We start from the raw sequence: 20,129 nt of genomic DNA, 5'->3' as shown, positions 1-20,129 counted from the left end.
CGTGGACCGTACGAGATCATGAGCAACGAAGCAGACCTGCGGGCGCCCGGCGCCGTCGCCAATGCCGATGCGGGCACCGAGGCCGCCCTGGAGCGCGCCGCCCTCGACTATCACCGCTTTCCCACGCCCGGTAAGATCTCGGTCCAGCCGACCAAGGACATGTCGACCCAGCGCGACCTCGCGCTCGCCTACTCGCCCGGCGTCGCGGCCGCCTGCATGGCGATCAAGCACGACCCGGAGGAGGCCTACAGCCTGACCTCGCGCGGCAACCTCGTCGCCGTGATCACCAACGGCACCGCCGTGCTGGGTCTGGGCAACATCGGTGCGCTCGCCGGCAAGCCCGTGATGGAGGGCAAGGGCTGCCTGTTCAAGAAGTTTGCCGGCATCGACGTGTTCGACATCGAGATCGACGAGACCGATCCCGAGAAGCTCATCGAGATCATCGCCAAGCTGGAGCCGACCTTCGGCGGCATCAACCTCGAGGACATCAAGGCCCCCGAGTGCTTCACCATCGAGACCCGCCTGCGCGAGCGGATGAAGATCCCGGTGTTCCACGACGACCAGCACGGCACCGCCATCGTGGCGGCCGCCGCCCTGCTCAACGCCCTGCAGGTGGTGGGCAAACTGATCGAGCAGGTCCGCCTCGTCTGTTCGGGCGCCGGTGCGGCGGCCATCGCCTGCCTCAACATCCTCGTCGGCCTCGGACTGGCCCGTGAGAACATCCTCGTCTGCGACAGCCGCGGGGTGATCTCCACGGACCGCCTCGGCGCCCTCGACGAGCAGAAGGCGGCCTACGCGCGGGACACCCAGGCCCGCACCCTGGGTGACGCCATCGTGGGGGCGGACATCTTCCTCGGCGTGTCGCAGGGCGGCGTGCTGAAGCCCGAGATGGTCGCCGGCATGGCGGAGAGGCCCATCATCCTGGCGCTCGCCAACCCCGATCCGGAGATCCTGCCCGATCTCGCCCGCTCCGTGCGGCCGGACTGCCTCATGGCCACGGGCCGCTCGGACTACCCGAACCAGGTCAACAACGTCCTGTGCTTCCCGTTCATCTTCCGCGGCGCCCTCGATGTCGGCGCCACCGAGATCAACGAGGCGATGAAGCTCGCCGCCGTGCGCGCCATCGCGGACCTCGTCCACGCCGAATCCTCCGACGTGGTCAGCGCCGCCTACGGCGCGCAGGACCTGAGCTTCGGCCCGGACTACCTCATCCCGCGCCCGTTCGATCCGCGCCTCATCACCTCCGTGGCGCCCGCCGTCGCCAAGGCCGCCATGGACAGCGGCGTCGCTGCCCGGCCCATCGCCGATCTCGACGCCTACCGCCGCTCGCTCCAGCGCTTCGTCTACACCTCCGGCACGGTGATGCAGCCGGTCTTCGCGGCGGCCTCCGAATCCGGCCTCAAGCGGGTCGCCTTCGCCGAGGGCGAGGACGACCGGGTGCTGCGCGCCGCGCAGGTGGTGGTCGACGAGCGCCTGGCGTTCCCTGTGCTCGTCGGCCGCTCCGATGTCATCGCGGCCCGGATCAAGTCCCTGAGCCTGCGCCTCAAGGTCGGCGAGACCGTCGAGGTGGTGGGAGCGGAGGGGAACGCCACCCGCGCCGCCGCGACTATGCTCCGCGAGGGCCGGGTGGATGGCCTGCTCTGCGGCACCCTCGGCCCCTATGCGGGACACCTGACCCAGGTCTCCGAGGTGATCGGCCGGGCAGCGGGTGCCGAACACCTGGCCGCCATGGGCCTGCTGCAGCTGCCGCGCCACACGGTCTTCATCTGCGATCCCTACATCCACGCCGATCCGAGCGCGGAGGAAATCGCCGGGATGACGGTGCTGGCGGCGGCCGAGATGCGCCGCTTCGGTCAGACCCCGCGCGTCGCCCTGGTGTCGCATTCGAGCTTCGGCAGCGCCGACGACGCGGAAGCCCGCAAGATGCGGGACGCCCGCGCGCTCATCCGCGCCCGCGCGCCCGACCTCGAGATCGACGGAGAGATGCCGGCCGACGCGGCCCTGAGCCGGACGATCCTCACCCGGCTCAAGCCGGAGACCACCTTGAGCGCCGAGGCCAACCTGCTGATCATGCCCAATCTCGGGGCCGCCAACATCACCTTCAACGCCCTCAAGGTTGTGTCCGGCCAGGGCGTCTCCATCGGCCCGATCCTGCTCGGCGCGGCGAAACCCGTGCACATCCTCACGCCCACCACCACCGTGCGGGGCATCGTCAACATGACGGCCCTGACGGCCGCCTCGGCTGCGTCGGACGACTGACCGGGGGCGAACCGAGACCCAACTTTCGCCGCCCGGAACCGGGCGGCGAAGGCGACTCGCCGGGCCGTCAGTCGGCCATGGTGGGAGCGATCCGTAGGGAGAAATGCGCGCCCGGGCGATCGGTGGCGATTTCGAGGGGGCCGCCGAGTTGGCGCGCGAGGCTGTTGACGATCCGCATGCCGAGGCTGGCGCGGCGCGCCGCCGTCGGGTCGAACCCATCCGGCAGGCCGACGCCGTCGTCGCAGACGGAGAGGTGGAGGCCGCCCGCAGCACCGTCGTCCGCGCCGACGTCGCGGACCGTGATGCGGATCTCGCCGGCACCCTCCGGGTAGGCGTACTTGATGGCGTTGGTCACGAGCTCGTTGACGAACAGGCCGAGCGGGATCGCGAGGTCCGCCGGGATGTTCACCGTCTGCGCCCGGCAGACCAGGGTGTGGTGCGGTGCGCTCTCCTGCAGGCGGGCGCAGAGCGCCTCGAGGAACCCCGCGACGTCGATGGCCTCCAGGCTCGGCTGGCGCCAGAGCTGGTCGTGAACCTGGGCCACCGCCTCGACCCGGGTGCGGGCGTCGGCGAGCGCCGCCTTCACGTCCTCGTTGTCGGAGCCCCGCGCCTGGAGCCCGAGGAAGCCCGCCACCACCGCGAGGCTGTTCTTCACCCGGTGGCTCATCTCCCGGGACAGGAGTTCCTGACGCTCCACGGCGGCCTTGAGCCGGGCCTCGGCGCGCTGGCGCTCGATGGCGCCGCCGACGAGGTTGGCGAAGCCCTGCATGAAGGCGATGTCCGCCTCCTCGAACTGGCCCTCGCGGGTGTCGTCGACTTCCAGGACGCCGTAATTGCCGTCGCGGTTGGCGATGAGCACGTTGATGGCCCGGCGGATGCCGTGGTCGGCCATGAGCTTCGGCGTACGGAACCGCGTCTCGTCCTGGAGGTGATTCGAGATCACCGGCCGGCCGGTCTTGAGGGCGTAGCCGGCCGGCGAGGCGAGGTCCGCCCCGATGATGGCCGTGCCGACGGCATCCGCCGCCCAGCCGACGCCGGCGCAGACGAGGAGGCAATCCTGATACGGCTTGTATTCCAGCGCCTTGCAGAACTGGGCCTCCATGCCTTCGGCGCAGAGTTCCGTGGCCCGCTGGAGCAGGGGCAGCAACTCCGTGGCCCGCAGGGCCTCGACGCCGAAATCGGACAGGATCGCCTGCTGGCGCAGGCGGATCGCCAGGGCCTTGGGGGCGAGTTCGGGCATACGATCACGGGTCCGGACTTGAGATGGGGCGTTCAGGCTTCTTCTTGCGGCCCTTGGCGGCGCCTCGCAAGGGCACGAACCCGTGCCCGCCGCGGCGGTGCCCCTGCTTCGGCGCAAATCCCGGGCGCGCAGCTTCGATTCTCATCGCCCCTCGACCGGGCGCCGCATCAGATCTCGATCTCGGTCCCGACTTCTACGAGCTGGCGGGTCGGCACGCAGAAATGCGCGCCCGTGCGCTCGGCGTTGCGCAGGAGGAACGCGAACAGGCCCTCGCGCCAATCGGCCATGCCGCGATGGTCGCTCTTCGGGATGATGGTCTCGTGGCCGATGAAGATCGTGAGATCCTCCACCCATTCGGCCGGCAGCTTGCCGGCCTCGACGGCGCAGGCCAGCCCCTCGGGGATCGACGCATCCTCCATGAAGCCGTACCGCAGGGTCAGCCGGGTGATGTCCGGCGTCACTGCCGAGACCTGGGCCCGCCCGTCGCGTGGCACCACCGGCGCCTCCTCGTAGAGGGCGGTGACGATGAGGATGCGCTTGTGCAGGGCGTGGGACCGCTCGACGAAGCGGGACATGTGGAGCGGGATGCCGCTCGTCGCCGAGGACAGGAAGGCGGCGCGGCCCGGCAGGATGAGCGGGGGATCGCGGCGCAGCTGCTCAAGGAACTCGGCCTCGGGCTGGCGCAGATGGACCCGCGCCGCCTCCACCAGTTGGGTGCCCTTGCGCCAGGTCAGCATCAGGAACGCGACGAGGCCGGCCAGTAGGAGCGGAAACCAGCCGCCCTCGAACAGCTTCACGCTGTTGGCGCTGAGGAACACGAGATCGATGGCGAGGAAGAACCCGTTGACGGCGAAGACCGCCACGGGGTTGTAGCCCCACTTCAACGCCACGAGGGCGGCCAGCAGGGTGGTGATGGCCATGAGCGAGGACACGGCGATGCCGTAGGCCCCCGCCAGGGCATCGGACGAGCCGAAGATCAGCACGGCGCTGATGGTGGCGGCTGCGAGCAGCCAGTTCACCACCGGCACGTAGATCTGCCCGCGCTCGTGCCGGGCGGTGTGCACCACCCGCATGGGCGGCAGGAATCCGAGCTGGATCGATTGCTGGGTCAGTGAGAACGCGCCCGAGATGATCGCCTGCGAGGCGATGACGGTGGCGAGCGTCGCGAGCCCGATGAGCGGATAATGCGCCCAGTCGGGGGCAAGCCGGTAGAACGGGTTCTCGAGGGCGTCGGGCTCGGCGAGCAGGAGCGCGCCCTGCCCGAAATAGTGGATGACGAGGGCCGGCAGCACGAGGCCGAACCACGAGACCCGGATCGGGCCGGCGCCGAAATGCCCGAGATCGGCGTACATCGCCTCGCCGCCGGTCACCGCCAGGAACGCTGCGCCCAGCATGGCGAAGCTGACGTGCCAGCCGGCATGCAGCAGGAAATCGACGGCGCGCAGGGGGTTCACCGCGCCGAGGATCTGCGGCGCGTGCACGATGCCGCCGAGTCCCATGAGCGCGAGGACGAGGAACCAGACCAGCATGACGGGCCCGAAGATGCGCCCGATGAAGGCCACCCCCTTGCTCTGGACGAGGAACAGCCCGACCAGGATCGCCAGGGTGATGGGGACGACGAAGCGCGACAGGCCGGGCGCATCGACCTTCAGGCCCTCGACGGCGCTCAGCACCGAGATGGCCGGCGTGATCGCCCCATCGCCATACAGAAGCGCCGCGCCGACGAGGCCGACGACGAGGAGCACGCCGGCCCACGAGCCCGGTTTCGCGTGGCGCGCCCCGAGGAGCGCCAGCATGGCGACGATGCCGCCCTCGCCCCGGTTGTCGGCCCGCAGGATCAACACCGCGTACTTGATGGAGACGATGAGGATCAGCGCCCACAGGATCAGCGACACCGCGCCCGTGACGGCGATGGGGGTCGGCGGGGCGCCGGCGCTCGCCGCCCGCACCGCCTCCTTGAAGGCGTAGAGCGGGCTCGTGCCGATATCGCCGTAGACGATGCCGAGGGCGCCGACGAGCGCGGCCGGGCGCACTAGCCCCGCCTGCCCCGTCCGGGTCCGATCTCGCGACCGGGTCTGATCTTGGGACAAGTTCGGATCTCCGGCAGGGCGCCTCGGCGACGCCTCTTCCCCGCCGAGGTAGGAGGATCGAAGGCCTGCGTCCAGGGATGAGAGCGAGCATCCGGACGTGTCACGCAGGTCCGGCTGAGCCTCTTACGCGTCCGTTCGGATCAGCGCGGCGAGATCGTCGGAACAGATGCCACCGCGCGCGATCCCGTGGACCGGAACGGCGACGCGCCGGCGGATGGCCGACGCCACCGTCTCCAGACCCGTAGGGGCGTCCGGACTCTCGCACACGACGACCCCACGCAAGGCCACCCCATGGCCGCGCAGGGTCTCGGCGGCCGTCAGGGCATGACTGATGGCGCCGAGATAGGAGCCGGAGACGAGGAGGGCGGGTACGGACAGGGCCTTGAGCCAGTCGAGACCGGTGTGGTCGTCCGTCACCGGACTCATGAGGCCGCCGACGCCCTCGATCAGCAGTGTCGTGCCCGGCGGCGCCGCACTCATCTCGGTCCGGCACCAGGCGACGAGATCGGCCAGCGCCAGGGTCCGGCCTTCGCGCGCGGCGGCGAGATCGGGGGCGAGGGGCGCGGTGAAGCGCCAGGGCGAGCAGGCGGCGACGCTGCCGGGCGTGAGGCCGAGCCCCTGCGCCTCCAGGAGGATCGCCGTGTCGCTTTGCCGAAACGCCGGATCATCGGCGGGCGGCACCCCGCTCGCCACGGGCTTGAGGGTGCGGATTCCGTGCCCCTGCGCCCGCAGGCACCGGGTCAGGGCCGCGGTGACGTAGGTCTTGCCGATCTCGGTCCCGGCGCCGGCGACGAAGACGGCGCGGCCGCTCACTTCTCCACGAACGCCTTCTCGATGACGTAGTGGCCGGCCTCGCCGTGATTGCCCTCCTCGTAGCCCCCATCGGTGAGGAGCTGCCGGGTGTCGCGGATCATGTCGGGCGAGCCGCAGAGCATGAAGCGGTCGTTCTCCACCGACATCGGCGGCAGGCCGATATCCTCGAACAGCTTGCCGGAGGTCATCAGGTCGGTGATGCGGCCGCGGTTGCGGAAAGGCTCGCGCGTCACCGTCGGATAGTAGATCAGACCGGCGCTGATCACCTCGCCGAGGAACTCGTGGTTCGGCAGATCCTGCGTGATGGTCTCGCCGTAGGCGAGTTCCTGGACCTGCCGACAGCCGTGAACGAGGACGACCTTCTCGAAGCGCTCGTAGGTCTCCGGGTCCTTGATGATCGACATGAACGGGGCGAGCCCGGTGCCGGTGCCGAGCAGGTAGAGATTCTTGCCCGGCATCAGGTTGTCGAGCACCAGGGTGCCGGTGGGCTTCTTGCCGACGATGATCGGGTCGCCGACCTTGAGGTGCTGCAGCTTCGAGGTGAGCGGGCCGTTCGGCACCTTGATGGAGAAGAACTCCAGCTCCTCCTCGTAATTGGCCGACACGACGCTGTAGGCGCGCAGCAGCGGACGGCCCTCGACCTCGAGGCCCATCATCACGAACTCGCCGTTGCGGAAGCGGAAGGCGGGATCACGGGTGGTGCGGAAGGAGAACAGGGTGTCCGTCCAGTGGTGGACGGAGAGCACGCGCTCCTCGTTGAACTTACTCATCGCCGGGTCCGTCTCGAATCTCGAAGCTTTGCGGGGTCTTCTCGCACCTGCGGCGCCCGCGTCAAGGCGGTCCGGGCGCGCAGGTGCCCCGCACCACCCGAGTGCGGACAGTTCGGCTGCAACCGTTTGGAATCGCTCTGAATTAATCCAAAGGCTCCGGATGCGCCCGGGTGCCGGGTCAGAGCGGCTTCAGCCCCGCCTCGATCTCGGCGCGGCGCCCTTCGAGGAAGGGCGGCAGTGCCAGATGCTGCCCCAGGGTCTCCAGGGGCTCGTCGGCGGTGAAGCCGGGGCCGTCCGTGGCGATCTCGAACAGGATGCCGTTGGGCTCGCGGAAATACAGGCTTTGGAAATAGAACCGGTCGATGGGGCCGCTCGTCGGCATGCGCTTCACCTTCAGGCGGTCGGCCCAGGCTGCGTAATCCGCATCCGGGATCCGGAAGGCGACGTGGTGGACGCTGCCCGCCCCCTGGCGCGCAGGCGGCAGGTCCGGCTGCGACAGGAGATGGAGTTCGGCGGCCGGTCCCCCCTCCCCCATGCGCCAGACACGGACGGCGCCCTCCGGCAGTTCGTAGGTGCGGTCGTGACTCATCCCCAGAACGTCGGCCAGCACCGCTTCCGTGCGCTCGCCCTGTGCCACGGTGAGGCGGATCGGGCCGAGGCCGCGGATCTGGTGCTCGGCCGGCACGGGGCTGTGCTCCCAGGGGTGGGCCGGGCCCTCGCCGCCATCGTCGACGAGCAGGAAGCGCTGCCCCTCCGCGTCCTCGAAATCGAGGCTAAGGCGCCCGTCGCGCTCCACCGGCACCGCATGGGCGACGCCCTGCCGGGCGAGGTGCGCACGCCACCATTCGACCGATGCCGTCCCTGCCACGCGCAGGCCCGTGCGGGTGATGCTGTTGGTGCCGCGCCGCTCGGGCGCCGCCGGCCAATCGAAGAAGGTCAGGTCCGTGCCGGGCGACGCGAGGCCGTCGGCGTAGAACAGGTGGTAGGCCGAGACGTCGTCCTGGTTCACCGTCTTCTTCACCAGCCGCAGGCCCAGCGTCCGGGTGTAGAACGCCGCGTTGTCGGCGGCCCGCGCCGTGACGGCGGTGAGGTGGTGGATTCCGGTGAGTTGCATCGGGCGGGTCCGGCCTGTGGCGCGAGGAGAGTTGGGGATCAGATGGGGCCGGCCGCCGCGAATGACAAAGCCGCGGGGTGGCCTGGACGGCGATCCCCTTATCTCGGCGGGTGGGCGATCCCATCCCCTGTAATCCGCGCCACGCCTGTGCTGGCGGCGGATCCCGCGGGATCCGCCGCGAACCCACGGAACGGCACGACTTCGCACAGGCAGAAGCCGCACAGGCACAGCATCTCACATCTACGACCCCGCACAGGCGCGACCACCGGCTCGCTCCCATATCGCCGGGAAGCCTGCTGTTCCGCGGGAGGCTGGCGGCGGCGCCCGGCAAGACCCGTTCAGGGGGCGCGCCGAAGCGGATTCCCTGGCCGTGATTCCGTGGTGTAGCGCCCTCAGAACGCCCCGACGAGGAGACCCAGGCCAGCGGCGGCAAGGCCTGCCCCGGCAACCCGAAGCGCCGGGCGAGTCTTATGGTGCGTGACCGTAAAGCCGAGGCCGAGCCCGGCGGCATGGAGAAGCGCGGTGGCGATGAGGAAGCCGAGGCCGTAGGCCAGCCCCGAGGCGGCGCCGGGCATCTCGGCCCCGTGCGCGAAACCGTGAAACACCGCGAACGCCCCAACCAGCGCCATGGCGCCAGCGACGGGCGGCACGGCGCCCAGGGCCAGGACCGCCCCAAGGACGACGACCGAGAGGGCGATGCCGGTCTCCACGTAGGGAAGGCTCAGGCCGGCGGCACCGGCCGCGCCGCCGACCGCCATCATGGCGAGGAACGCCGCCGGCACGAGGAGGCATGCCCGCCCGCCGATCCGCGCCGCGATGAGCCCTACGGCCACCATGGCGAGGACATGGTCGAGGCCGCCGAGGGGATGGAGGAAGCCCTGCTGCAGGGTCGTCGCCTCGTGCCCCGGATGAGCCAGGGCGGGTGTGGCGATCACCAGGGCCAGGGGTAGGATCGCCGCGCGGGCGAAGAGCGTCGGCAGGGCAAAGAGCATCGCGGATCCGGGGAGCAGTGGCAGGCGAGCGCAGTGTAGCAACCGCCATGCCTCCGGCGCCATCCTAGAAGTCCGTGGGCCGGCCGGCGGCCACGACCAGCATCTTTCCGTCGGCGAAGGTGCGTGCGCCGGCGCGGCGGATGTCCGCCTGGGTCACGTTGGCGACGAGGTCGTTGCGGCGGGCGATATAGTCCATGCCCAAGCCCTCGAAGGCGATCTGGGCGAGCTGGTGGGCGATCTTCGTCGAGGTGTCGAAGCCCAGCGCGTAGGAGCCGGTGAGGTAATCCTTGGCCTTCTGCAATTCCTCGTCGGACGGCCCCTCGGCGATGAGCCGGCCGATCTCGTCGCCGATCACCGACAGGGCCTCGGCCACCCGCTCGTTCTTGGTGGCGGTGTAGCCCCAGGTCATGGCGGAAGCGCGGTGGCTGACGAGGGAGGTACCCACCGAATAGGCGAGGCCGCGCTTCTCGCGCACTTCCTGGAACAGGCGGGAGGTGAAGGAGCCGCCGCCGAGGATATGGTTCAGCACGTAGGCCGGGATGAAGTCGGGGTCGCGCCACGGTACGCCGCCCATGCCGAAGCGCAGGACCGATTGCGGCACGTCGATATCGACGACGTGGCGCTGGCCGAGGTTCTGCACCTCGGTCTGCGGCACCGCCGTGAGGGGCTCGGCGAGATCGAGACGGCCGAAGGCACGCTCCAGGGCATCGGCGAGGCGCGCAGCGTCGATGGCGCCCACTGCCGCGACCTTCACGGCGCCGCGGCCGACGAGCTTGCGGTGCATGGCCACGAGGTCGTCGCGGGTGATGGCGGCGATGCTCTCGGCCGTGCCGGACGACGGCCGGGCGTAGGGATGGCCGCGATAGGCCTCGGCGAAGAAGCGGCGCGAGGCCATCACGCCGGGGTCGTTCTGCTGGTAGCGCAGGCCGGCGAGGGTCTGGGCCCGCACGCGCTCGATGGCGTCGGGGTCGAGGCGGGGCTTCGCCAGCGCCAGGGCCAGGAGATCGATGGCCTCGTCGGCGTGCTTGACCAGCATCTTGAGGGAGCCGCCCAGCGCATCGGCCCCGGCATGGAACGACAGCTCGATGGCACGCGCCGCGAGGCGCTCCTGGAACGCATCGGAGACGAGGTCCCCGGCGCCCTCGTCGAGGAGGCGGGCCAGCATCTGGGCGACGCCGGCCTTGCCCTCCGGGTCCTGGGCCGCGCCGCCCTCGAAGGTGAAGGCGATGGCGATGAGCGGCACCACCTGGGATTCGACGTGCCAGGCCTCGATGCCGGCGGCGGTGGCGACGGGCACGGCCTGCGTCGGCGAGTTGGCCGAGCGGATGGCGGTGTCGACCAGTTGGGGAGCCATGGTCATGGAAACCTCGTTGTGCTGGGTCGGGCCCGGCGCGCGCGTCGCGCCACGGCCCTGAAATCCGGGCGGGACGCCTTGTTCAGGCGTCGGCGTCGCGGGACTCGGTATCGCGGGACTTGGTGAGATAGCCGGTGACGGAACGCTGCGGGACGAGGTAGCGCTCGGCCACGGCCGCGAGGCGGGCCTGGGTCACGCCCTCGATGTCGGACGGCCAGCGGCGCACCTCCTCGATGGTCTCGCCGATGGCGAGCGCCGAGCCGTAGATGCGAGCGAGCGACGACTGGCTGTCCGACGAATAGACCGTCTCGGCCACAAGGCGGGTCTTGGCCCGCTCGATGGCCTCGGGGGTGAGGGCCTCGGACGGCGCGCGCCGCAGGACGCGGTCGACCTCCTCCTCGAGCTTCTCAAGGCTGATCCCCTCGGCGGGGATGGCGTAGACGGAGAAGCGGGTGTCGTCGATGGCCGAGCCCATGTACCAGGCGCCGGCATTCACGGCGACGCCGAGCTCCATGACGAGCTTGCGGTAGAGGTAGGACGTCGAGCCGCCGCCCATCACCTCGGCGAGCAGTTCGAGGGCGTGGCACTCGCCGTCCTTCGCGGTGATGCAGGAAGGCGTGAGGTAGAGCCGCTGCAGGGTCGGCTGCTCGACCTTCGGATCGGCCACGGCGAGGCGGCGGAGCGCCTTTGGCTCGGGCTCCCGGGCCCGCACCCGCACGGGCCGGGCGCCCTGGGGCGTGACGCGGCCATAGGTCTTGTCGGCCATGCGGCGGACGTCGTCGGACGTCACGTCGCCGGCCACCACCAGGATGGCGTTCTCGGGGGTGTAGAAGCGCTTGTAGTAATCGAGCGCGTGGGTGCGGTTCAGGTCCTCGATCTCGTGCATCCAGCCGATGATCGGCGTGCCGTAGGGGTGGTGCACGAACAGGGAGGCGGCCATGGCCTCGGAGAGCTGGGCGGAGGGGTCGGTCTCGACCCGCATGCGGCGCTCCTCCAACACCACGTCGCGCTCCGGCGCGACTACGGCGTCGTCGAGGACGAGGCCGGTCATGCGGTCGGCCTCGAACGCCATCATGGTCTCGAGGTGATCGCGGGCCACGCGCTGGAAATAGGCGGTGTAGTCGTAGCTGGTGAAGGCGTTCTCCTGGCCGCCGAGGCCGGAGACTGCTTTCGAGAACGCACCCACGGGGTGCCGCTCGGTGCCCTTGAACATCAGGTGTTCGAGGAAGTGGGCGATGCCGGACTGGCCCAACGGATCATCGGCCGAGCCGTTGCGGTACCACACCATGTGGGTGACCACGGGGGCGCGGTGATCGGGCACCACGACGACGTCGAGGCCGTTGTCGAGGGTGAAGGCGCCGACATCGGGACCGCCGGCCTCCGAGCGCCCGAACGGGGCGGCTTCGGCCCGGCCCGCGCTGGCATGGCGGCGGGTGGGACCGAGGAGGGGCACGTCCTTCCGGAACAGATGCATCGAAGAGCTTTCCTTCAGCGTTCGGTCCGCACGGGACCGTCCGTCTCGTTGAGCGTCACACCGGGCTCTGGCACCCGCCGCAACAGCCGGGCCACGCCCGTGGACCGGCCCGTCGCCGGCGCGGAAATCAGTTCCGGCTACGGATATAGGCACCCGGATCGGATTCCTCACGCTCGCGCGAGGGATTGTTGATGGGGTCGCCGTTCGTCTTGGCGACCTTGCGGGGGGGCTTGCGGTAGCCGGTGGGCGGATCGGTCAGCACGTCGCGGTCCGGCTCCGCCAGGGACGGCTCGGCCACCGCGTCGGACCGCAGGCCGAAGGGGTTCGACCAGAACGAGTTGCGGTCGGCATTCTCGCCCTCGGGCCGGCCCGTCTCCGTCCGCACCTGCGCGTCGGCGCGGCGTCCACCGCGCATCTCGTCGATGGACAGGGTCATGTTGTTGTCGTCCGTGCGCCCCTGCGCACCGCGCACGATGGGCTTGCGCGCCTCGACGCGCTCACGCTCGCGCTGGGCGATCTCGGGGTCCTTGGGCCATTGCGGCGAGGCTTCCGCCTTGCGCGGCTGCGGCAGGGCCTTGCCGTCGAGCTTCGGCGGCATCACCAGGGGTGCGCGCTCGCGATAGGTGATGGCCGGCTTCTCGGGCTCGATCAGGCCGATGTTGCTGAGCGCATCCCGCATGAACACGCCCTGCTGCGCCTGCGCGCCGCTGACGCTCGCGCTGACGCCTACCAGGATGCCCGTCACGGAGTAGAGGAACCCGCGCTGTCCGATCATGCCGCCCCCGATGCCTGCCCGGTCTTCGCGCCCCGTGTCCGGGCTCGAATGGTCGCGTTCAAGGAGCGATCCTGATCCGGCCTCGAACGCCTGATCCCGGTTTCGGGCGATCGTATGGCGCCTTGACCGCAGGGCGCCAGTCTCGGGCCCTTGACCATCCCCCAACGATCCCCGATGTGGTTTACACATCACACGATCGGAGATGTTGCCGGGTGGTGGAACGTCGGCCTTAAGGGTGCGGCGTGGTGGTCCCGTTGGGGGGCGTGGTCTCGTTGGCGATCGTGGTCTTGTCGGAGGCTTTGGTGTTGCTGGGGGCCTCGCCGCGCAGGTCCGGCAGCAGGCTGTCGAGGACGAGGCCGACGACGCCCGCGACGATGGCCGCGTCGGCCACGTTGAAGACGTACCAGGACCAGGTGCGCCAGTGCAGGTGTACGAAGTCGAACACCGCCCCGTACATGGCACGGTCGATGGCGTTGCCGATGGCGCCCCCGGCGACGAGGCCGAGGGACAGGGCCAGCAGCCGGGTCTGGGTCCGGGACATCCACACCACGAGACCCGCAGCCGCCACGACCGAGACGGCGACGAGGAGCCAGCGGCCGATCCCGCCATCCTGTTGGAACAGCCCGTAGGACACGCCCCGGTTCCACACCACGAGGAACTCGGCGAACGGCGCCACCCGCCAGGGCTGCGTCAGCACCAGATCGGTGCCGAGATAGAGCCAGAGCTTCGACGCCTGATCGAGGCTCAGGGTGGCGAGGAGCCCGAGGAGGCCGAGGCGGAACGGGGTCATGGTCGGCTCCGCCGCGGCGTTCGCCCCCGTTGTGGGGACGTGAGGGTCGATGATCGTCGTGGCCTCACGCGGCGGTGCCGTGGGCGGCATCCCATTCGCGCAGGGCCTGGGCGTCGCGGGGCGTCACGTCGGGATAGGCCGCATCGGTGCCGACATCCGGGGCGACCCGCCAGGAGCGGGCGCATTTGCGTCCCTCCGCCGGGGCCGGGACCACCGCGACGCCGCGCACGTCGTCGAGGCGGAAGGCGTCGGACGGGCCCTCGCCCGACGCGATGCGGATGTCGGAGGTGATGCACACCTGCGCAAAATCGACCCCGTCGAGGGCGGCCAGCAGGTCCGCGTCGGCCACGTACACCGTCGGCGCGGCTTCCAGGCTCGCCCCGATGCGCTTGGCGGCGCGCTCGATCTCCAGGGCGCCGGTGACGACCCGGCGCACGCGGCGCACCTTGTGCCAGCGCGCAGCCAGGGCCTCGTCGCGCCACGCGGACGGTGTTTCCGGCAGGGTCTGAAGATGCACGGAGCCGGCCTCCGAGGGATACCGGTCGAGCCACGCCTCCTCCGCCGTGAAGGCGAGGACGGGGCTGAGCCAGATGGTGCAGCGCCGGAGCGTCTCGTCGATGACCTGCAGGGCGGCGCGCCGGACGGGCGACGAGATCGGGTCGCAGTAGAGCGCGTCCTTGCGCACGTCGAAGTAGAACGCCGAGAGGTCGCCGGTCATGAAGCCGTTGAGCAGGGCCACGACGCGCTTGAGGTCGAAGCTCGCGTAGGCCTCGCGGATCTCGCCATCGAGTTCCGACAGGCGGTGCCGGATCAGACGCTCGAGTTCGGGCAGCTCGGCGTGCGGGATCTCGGGGCCGGGCTCAAAATGCGCGAGGGAGCCGAGCATCCAGCGAAGCGAGTTGCGCAGCTTGCGGTAGGTCTCGGCGAAGGTCTTGATGATCTCGGGGCCGATGCGGAGATCGTCCGTATAGTCGGACGCCGCCACCCACAGACGCAGGATGTCGGCGCCGGAATCCTTGATGATGTTCTGGGGCGCGACGACGTTGCCCTTCGACTTCGACATCTTCAACCCCTTGGGGTCGAGGACGAACCCGTGGGTGAGAACGATGTCGTAGGGCGCACGGCCGCGCGTGCCCGAGGATTCGAGCAGGGAGGACTGGAACCAGCCGCGATGCTGGTCGGAGCCTTCGAGATACATCACCGTGTCGGCGCCGCCGTCGCGCTTGCGCACCACGCCGGCCAAGCCCGGAAACTGCTCGGGATCGTCGAGCACGAAGGCGTGGGTCGAGCCGGAATCGAACCACACGTCGAGAACGTCCGTGACTTTTTCGTAGTTCGCCGGATCGTGGTCGGGCGCGAGGAAGCGGGCGCCGTCCGCATCGGTGAACCAAGCATCCGCGCCTTCCGCCTCGAAGGCCGCGACGATGCGGGCGTTCACGCGCTCGTCGCGCAGGACCTCATGGGTGCCCTTCTTCACGAACACCGTGATGGGCACGCCCCAGGCGCGCTGGCGCGACACCACCCAATCGGGGCGGTTGCCGACCATGCCGTTGATGCGGTTCTTTCCTTGTGGCGGCACCCACTGGGTGTCGTCGATGGCCTGGAGGGCCGTCTCGCGCAGGGTGCGGTTGCCCAGCGACTCCACCGGCCGGTCCATGGCGATGAACCATTGCGGCGTGTTGCGGAAGATGACCGGCTTCTTCGAGCGCCAGGAATGCGGATAGCTGTGCTTGAGGGTGCCGCGCGCCACCAGGGTGCCGGCCTCCGTCAGGGCCGCGATGACCGCCTTGTTGGCGTCGCCCTTCTCGCCCTTGTGGTTAAGAGCGAGTTTTCCCGTGAAACCGGGCGCGTCCCCAGTGAGGGACCCGTCGGCATCCACGGTGTAGGGGATGCGGGTGTCGATGCCGCGCTCGGCGAGCGCCCGGCCATTGGCCATCCAGACCTCGAAGTCCTCGCGGCCATGGCCCGGCGCCGTGTGGACGAAGCCGGTGCCGGCCTCGTCGGTGACATGATCGCCGTCGAGGAGCGGGACGGCGAACTCGTAGCCGGGGATATGGCCGGCGAGGGGATGCGCCAGGGTGAGGCCGGCAAGCTCCGCCGGCGTCACGTCGCGGAGGCGCTCGAAGCTCTCGACGCGCGCGGCGGCGAACACCGAACCCGCGAGGGTGTCGGCCAAGAGATAGGTATCGCCGACCTTGGCCCAGTTCTCGACCGCCGCCGCGGTGACGCGGTAGAGGCCGTAGGCGACGCGCTTCGAGTAGGCCACGGCGCGGTTGCCCGGCATGGTCCAGGGCGTGGTGGTCCAGATCACCACGCGGGCCGAGGCGAGATCCTCCGCCGCCCCGGCAATGGGCCGGAACGCCGCGAAAATGGTGTCGCTGACCACATCCTCGTACTCGACCTCGGCCTCGGCCAAAGCCGTCTTCTCGACCACGGACCACATCACCGGCTTCGAGCCGCGATAGAGCTGGCCGGTGGTGGCGAAGGTCATCAGTTCGCGGGCGATGGTGGCTTCGGCCGGGAACGTCATGGTGGCGTAGGGATGGTCCCAGTCGCCGGTGACGCCCAGGCGCTTGAACTCGGCGCGCTGGGTGTCGAGCCACTGGCCGGCAAACGCCCGGCATTCCTGGCGGAACTCGAGGACGGGCACGTCGTCCTTGTTCCGGCCCTTGGCGCGGTAGGCTTCCTCGATCTTCCACTCGATGGGCAGGCCGTGGCAGTCCCAGCCCGGCACATAGTTGGCGTCGAAGCCGAGCGCGCCCTGCGCCCGGACGATGCAATCCTTGAGGATCTTGTTGAGGGCCGTGCCGATGTGGATGTTGCCGTTGGCGTAGGGGGGGCCGTCGTGCAGCACGAATTTCGGCCGGCCGGCGGCCTGGGCCCGGATCTGCCCGTAGAGGTCCGTCGCCGCCCAGCGCTCCAGCAATACGGGCTCGCGCACGGGCAGGCCGGCCCGCATGGGAAAGTCGGTCTGCGGCAGGAACAGGGTCTTGGAATAGTCGCGGACGGGGGCGCCGGCGGACTCTGTGGGATCGCTCATGGGTCTCTGTCGGTCTGGGCGCTTCAAGCGGGGGCGGTCCGTGGGGACCGGTGGCGGAAGGGGCGATCGATAGCCCTCCCGGCCTCCGCCGAGGCGCGCGCCGCGGCGGCCCTCAGACGGAGGCCGGGCCTGTAATTCGCAGGCGGCCGGGGACTCGCACGGAGTCCGGGCCGCGCGGATCGGCCTCAGCGCACATGCGCCGGCTTCTAGCAGCGCCGGGTGCGCGAGACCAGCGAGCTTTCGCGGGGGATCGTGCCGGGGACCTTTTCCAAGCTCGGCCGTTGACAACACCCGCCGAAAGGCGATCGCATCAACGGAGAGACCCGCCATGAGACAAGCCCTGCTCGCCGCCACCCTCGTCCTGTCCGCCTTTGCCGTCTCCGGCGCCGCCGAGGCCCAGGGACTTCCGGGCGGCGTCCGCCGCGGTGCGGCCGAGGGCGACCGGGTCGCCGGACCCGTGGGCGGCATCGTCGGCGGTGCGGTCGGCGGCGCCGTCGGCACCGTGAACGGGGCACTCGGCATCGATCCTGGCCGGCGCGCCTACCGCACGCGGCTGAAGTCGCGCCGGCACCACCGCCATCACCGCTGAGGCTGCGTCCTGCGGCGGTCCTGCATGAGCAGATAGAGCCCGGAGCCCACGACGATGGACGCACCAACGAGCGTCCATCGGTTCGGCACGTCGCCGAAGACGAGGTAGCCGAGGATCACCGACCACAGGAGCTGGGTGTAGATGAAGGGCGCCAGCACGTTGGCCGGTGCCCGCGCATGGGCCAGCACGAGGAGCCAGTGCCCGAGGGTGCCGAACAGGCCGACCCCGACGAGGAGCGCCCAGGCGAGCCACGTCGCCGGTGCGGTCCAGATCCACGGCAGCAGGGGCGTCATCAGGGCGAGGCCGGCGAGCCCCGAATACACCATGGTGGTCGCCGTCGAATCGTGGGCCGCGAGCTTGCGGGTGGTGAGGATGTAGAGGGCGTAGCACAGCATGTTGCCGAGGCTCAGCAGCACCGCCGGCTGCACCGGCCCGACACCCGGCCGAACGATGACGAGCACGCCGAGAAAGCCGATGCCGATGGCGACGAGGCGCCGGGGCGAGGTCCATTCCCCCAGCACCGGCCCGGCGAGCAGGGCCACCGCCAGGGGCGCGGCGAACTGGATCGACAGGGTCTCGGCGAGTTGCAGATGGCGCAGGGCCAGGAAATTCAGGGCGGTGGAGCCGAACAACAGCAGCGAGCGCAGGATCTGCAGCCGGAGCCGGCTGGTGCGCATCACCCCCGGCGAGGTCACGGGGTTGATGACGAGGGAGATCGCCACGACGCTGACGGCGTAGCGCATGAAGGTGGTGAGCAGGGGATCGACGCCGAGGCGGGCGAGGCTTTTCGCCGATGCGTCGAGGCAGGCGAAGAACGCCAGGGTCCCGCACATCAGCGCGATGCCGACGCGCCGGCGCGCCGCTTCCTGATCCGTCACCCGCGTCTGCCCCGTCCCTGCCTGCGCCCTCCCGTACGCCACCCATCGGCTCGGGATAGGGGCCTTCGGGCACGGCTGGCATGCCATGCCCGAGGACACGATCAGGTCACGACGCTGGGGGCGTCCCGGCCGGTGAGCCGGGCGATGTCCGCGATGGCCTCGGCGGCGGCCACCGCCGAGGCCAGCACCTCGGCAACGGGGCGGTCGAGACGGTCGGGGGCGGCCTCGAATCGCTCGACATAGACCCGAAGGGTCGCCCCCGCCGTGCCGGTGCCCGACAGGCGGTAGACCACGCGCGCGTCCTCGGCGAAACCGATGCGCACGCCCTGCTGGGCCGTTACCGAGCCGTCGACGGGATCGACGTAGCGGAAGTCGTCCGCCGTCGCGACGGTCAGGTCACCGAACGTTTGCCCCGGCAGGGTACTGAGCTTGCCCCGCAAACCCTCCATCAGGGTCTTGGCGGCCTCTGCGTCGATCTCCTCATAATCGTGTCGGGTGTAGTAGTCCCGCCCGAAGCGGGCCCAGTGCGCGTGCACGAGTTCGTGGGCCGGCCGGCCCGTGGCGGCGAGTACGTTGAGCCACAGGAGCACCGCCCAGAGCCCGTCCTTCTCCCGCACGTGGTCGGAGCCGGTGCCGGCGCTTTCCTCGCCGCACAGGGTGATGCGGCCGGCATCCAGCAGGGTGCCGAAGAACTTCCAGCCGGTCGGCGTCTCGTAGGCGGGGATGCCGAGCGACGCTGCCACCCGGTCCACGGCCCGGCTCGTCGGCATGGAGCGGGCGACGCCGGCGAGGCCCGACGCGTAGCCCGGCGCCCGGTGGGCGTAGGCGGCCAGGATCGCGAGGCTGTCGCTCGGGGTCACGAACAGGCCCTGCGCCACGATCATGTTGCGGTCGCCGTCGCCGTCCGAGGCCGCGCCGAAATCCGGCGCATCGGGGCCGAGCATGAGGTCGTAGAGGTCGTGGCAATGCACCGGGTTCGGATCGGGATGATGCCCGCCGAAATCCGGCTGCGGCGTGCCGTTGACCACGGTGCCGGGCGCCGCGCCGAGTTCGCCTTCGAGGATGGCGTGGGCGTAGGGGCCCGTCACAGCGCTCATGGCGTCGAAGCGCATGCGGAAGCCGCCGGCGAACAGGGCGCGGATTGCATCGAAATCAACCAGCGTCCGCATGAGCTCGGCGTAGTCGGCCACGGGATCGAGGATGGACACGACCATGTCGCCGATGCGGGCCTCGCCGACGGCGTCGAGGTCGAGGTCCGGCACCTCGACGATGCGGTACGTGTCGATCGTGAGGGTCCGGGCGAAGATCGCCGCCGTGACGTCCTCCGGCGCCGGCCCGCCGTTGGTGGTATTGAACTTGATGCCGAAATCGCCGTCCGGCCCGCCGGGATTGTGGCTCGCCGACAGGACGAGGCCGCCGATGGCGCCGTATTTCCGGATGACACAGGAGGCGGCGGGCGTCGAGAGCAGGCCGCCCCGCCCCACGAGCACCCAGCTAAAGCCGTTGGCCGCCGCCATCTTCAGGGCGGTCTGCACCACCTCGCGATTGAAGAAGCGGCCGTCGCCACCGATCACCAGGGTGGCACCGGCGCGCTCGGGGATGGCGTCGAAGATCGCCTGGACGAAGTTCTCGACGTAGCGCGGCTGACGGAACACCACGACCTTCTTGCGCAGGCCGGAGGTGCCCGGCTTCTGGTCGGGGAACGGGGTCGTCGCCACGGTCTGGGTCGCCACGCTCTTAGCCGTCATCGTGCTCATCTCTCCGCGCCGGCCGCGGGGCCGGATCGGACAGAAGCTTAGAGCCCAACCGTTCCCGAGTTCAAAGGGCCTGCGGCACCATCGCGCGGGCCCGTCCCCGGCCTGCGGCAAACAGGGGACAACCCGATTCGATCGGGAGCCCGGCGCGGACCGGCGCGTTCCTCCTGCCCAAGGCAAAAAGAACAGGGCGGACG

At 70.3% G+C, this 20,129-nt stretch carries 15 protein-coding genes; 2 read left to right on the top strand and 13 right to left on the bottom strand.

Features of this window, described 5'->3' with window-relative positions; genetic code table 11:
* Positions 1-18 precede the first annotated feature (18 nt).
* Positions 19-2,259 carry an NADP-dependent malic enzyme gene (locus ASF52_RS21375; RefSeq protein ID WP_082515429.1) on the top strand — a complete coding sequence of 747 codons (2,241 nt, stop codon included), beginning with the start codon at positions 19-21 and terminating at the stop codon, positions 2,257-2,259.
* Positions 2,260-2,326: 67 nt separating this feature from the next.
* Here the strand turns inward: ASF52_RS21375 and ASF52_RS21370 are convergent, their stop codons facing one another.
* The 11 genes from ASF52_RS21370 to ileS form a co-directional block, all read right to left on the bottom strand.
* Positions 2,327-3,499 carry a sensor histidine kinase gene (locus ASF52_RS21370; RefSeq protein WP_056176721.1) on the bottom strand — a complete coding sequence of 391 codons (1,173 nt, stop codon included), beginning with the start codon at positions 3,497-3,499 and terminating at the stop codon, positions 2,327-2,329.
* Between the two features lie 167 nt (positions 3,500-3,666).
* The gene (locus ASF52_RS21365) at positions 3,667-5,532 is read right to left on the bottom strand and encodes a potassium transporter Kup (protein ID WP_244473903.1); all 1,866 of its coding nucleotides are present in this window, start codon (positions 5,530-5,532) and stop codon (positions 3,667-3,669) included.
* Between the two features lie 180 nt (positions 5,533-5,712).
* On the bottom strand, positions 5,713-6,402 hold the full coding sequence (gene bioD / locus ASF52_RS21360) for a dethiobiotin synthase (protein WP_056176715.1): 690 nt from the start codon (positions 6,400-6,402) through the stop codon (positions 5,713-5,715).
* Positions 6,399-7,172: a ferredoxin--NADP reductase gene (locus ASF52_RS21355; RefSeq protein WP_056176712.1), complete on the bottom strand. Its 774-nt coding sequence runs from the start codon at positions 7,170-7,172 to the stop codon at positions 6,399-6,401. Before ASF52_RS21355 ends, bioD begins: the two co-directional genes overlap by 4 nt.
* 178 nt (positions 7,173-7,350) lie before the next feature.
* On the bottom strand, positions 7,351-8,286 hold the full coding sequence (locus ASF52_RS21350; protein ID WP_056176709.1) for a ring-cleaving dioxygenase: 936 nt from the start codon (positions 8,284-8,286) through the stop codon (positions 7,351-7,353).
* Between the two features lie 392 nt (positions 8,287-8,678).
* A complete protein-coding gene (locus ASF52_RS21345) occupies positions 8,679-9,278 on the bottom strand; it encodes a HupE/UreJ family protein (RefSeq protein WP_056176706.1) in 600 nt (199 codons plus the stop codon).
* A gap of 64 nt (positions 9,279-9,342) precedes the next feature.
* Entirely contained in the window at positions 9,343-10,638 is a 1,296-nt protein-coding gene (locus tag ASF52_RS21340; RefSeq protein ID WP_082483910.1) for a M16 family metallopeptidase, read from the bottom strand.
* 76 nt (positions 10,639-10,714) lie between these two features.
* Entirely contained in the window at positions 10,715-12,106 is a 1,392-nt protein-coding gene (locus tag ASF52_RS21335; RefSeq protein ID WP_056176702.1) for a M16 family metallopeptidase, read from the bottom strand.
* Between the two features lie 127 nt (positions 12,107-12,233).
* Positions 12,234-12,881, bottom strand: a complete 648-nt coding sequence (locus tag ASF52_RS21330) for a hypothetical protein (RefSeq protein ID WP_056176699.1) — start codon at positions 12,879-12,881, stop codon at positions 12,234-12,236.
* A gap of 229 nt (positions 12,882-13,110) precedes the next feature.
* A complete protein-coding gene (lspA, locus tag ASF52_RS21325) occupies positions 13,111-13,671 on the bottom strand; it encodes a signal peptidase II (protein WP_082515438.1) in 561 nt (186 codons plus the stop codon).
* A gap of 64 nt (positions 13,672-13,735) precedes the next feature.
* The gene (ileS, locus tag ASF52_RS21320; RefSeq protein WP_056176695.1) at positions 13,736-16,711 is read right to left on the bottom strand and encodes an isoleucine--tRNA ligase; all 2,976 of its coding nucleotides are present in this window, start codon (positions 16,709-16,711) and stop codon (positions 13,736-13,738) included.
* Between the two features lie 328 nt (positions 16,712-17,039).
* Between ileS and ASF52_RS21315 the strand changes: the two genes are divergently transcribed.
* The gene (locus ASF52_RS21315; RefSeq protein ID WP_056176693.1) at positions 17,040-17,300 is read left to right on the top strand and encodes a hypothetical protein; all 261 of its coding nucleotides are present in this window, start codon (positions 17,040-17,042) and stop codon (positions 17,298-17,300) included.
* Here the strand turns inward: ASF52_RS21315 and ASF52_RS21310 are convergent.
* Positions 17,291-18,178 carry a DMT family transporter gene (locus tag ASF52_RS21310; RefSeq protein ID WP_056176690.1) on the bottom strand — a complete coding sequence of 296 codons (888 nt, stop codon included), beginning with the start codon at positions 18,176-18,178 and terminating at the stop codon, positions 17,291-17,293. The genes ASF52_RS21315 and ASF52_RS21310 overlap by 10 nt on opposite strands.
* A 101-nt stretch (positions 18,179-18,279) precedes the next feature.
* Positions 18,280-19,926: an alpha-D-glucose phosphate-specific phosphoglucomutase gene (locus tag ASF52_RS21305; protein WP_056176988.1), complete on the bottom strand. Its 1,647-nt coding sequence runs from the start codon at positions 19,924-19,926 to the stop codon at positions 18,280-18,282.
* Positions 19,927-20,129 lie beyond the last annotated feature (203 nt).

Origin of the sequence: Methylobacterium sp. Leaf112 (assembly GCF_001423295.1) — a bacterium.
Taxonomy (GTDB): domain Bacteria; phylum Pseudomonadota; class Alphaproteobacteria; order Rhizobiales; family Beijerinckiaceae; genus Methylobacterium.
The sequence above is the reverse complement of the archived record's forward strand: the minus strand, read 5'-3'. Positions and strand labels throughout refer to the sequence as shown.

Bases quoted from the DNA above. Each gene is read 5' to 3' on its own strand.
- ASF52_RS21375 (WP_082515429.1), top strand. From the start codon at position 19: ATGAGCAACGAAGCAGACCTGCGGGCGCCCGGCGCCGTCGCCAATGCC.
- ASF52_RS21370 (WP_056176721.1), bottom strand. From the start codon at position 3,499: ATGCCCGAACTCGCCCCCAAGGCCCTGGCGATCCGCCTGCGCCAGCAG.
- ASF52_RS21355 (WP_056176712.1), bottom strand. From the start codon at position 7,172: ATGAGTAAGTTCAACGAGGAGCGCGTGCTCTCCGTCCACCACTGGACG.
- ASF52_RS21350 (WP_056176709.1), bottom strand. From the start codon at position 8,286: ATGCAACTCACCGGAATCCACCACCTCACCGCCGTCACGGCGCGGGCC.
- ASF52_RS21345 (WP_056176706.1), bottom strand. From the start codon at position 9,278: ATGCTCTTTGCCCTGCCGACGCTCTTCGCCCGCGCGGCGATCCTACCC.
- ASF52_RS21340 (WP_082483910.1), bottom strand. From the start codon at position 10,638: ATGACCATGGCTCCCCAACTGGTCGACACCGCCATCCGCTCGGCCAAC.
- ASF52_RS21335 (WP_056176702.1), bottom strand. From the start codon at position 12,106: ATGCATCTGTTCCGGAAGGACGTGCCCCTCCTCGGTCCCACCCGCCGC.
- ASF52_RS21330 (WP_056176699.1), bottom strand. From the start codon at position 12,881: ATGATCGGACAGCGCGGGTTCCTCTACTCCGTGACGGGCATCCTGGTA.
- lspA (WP_082515438.1), bottom strand. From the start codon at position 13,671: ATGACCCCGTTCCGCCTCGGCCTCCTCGGGCTCCTCGCCACCCTGAGC.
- ileS (WP_056176695.1), bottom strand. From the start codon at position 16,711: ATGAGCGATCCCACAGAGTCCGCCGGCGCCCCCGTCCGCGACTATTCC.
- ASF52_RS21315 (WP_056176693.1), top strand. From the start codon at position 17,040: ATGAGACAAGCCCTGCTCGCCGCCACCCTCGTCCTGTCCGCCTTTGCC.
- ASF52_RS21305 (WP_056176988.1), bottom strand. From the start codon at position 19,926: ATGACGGCTAAGAGCGTGGCGACCCAGACCGTGGCGACGACCCCGTTC.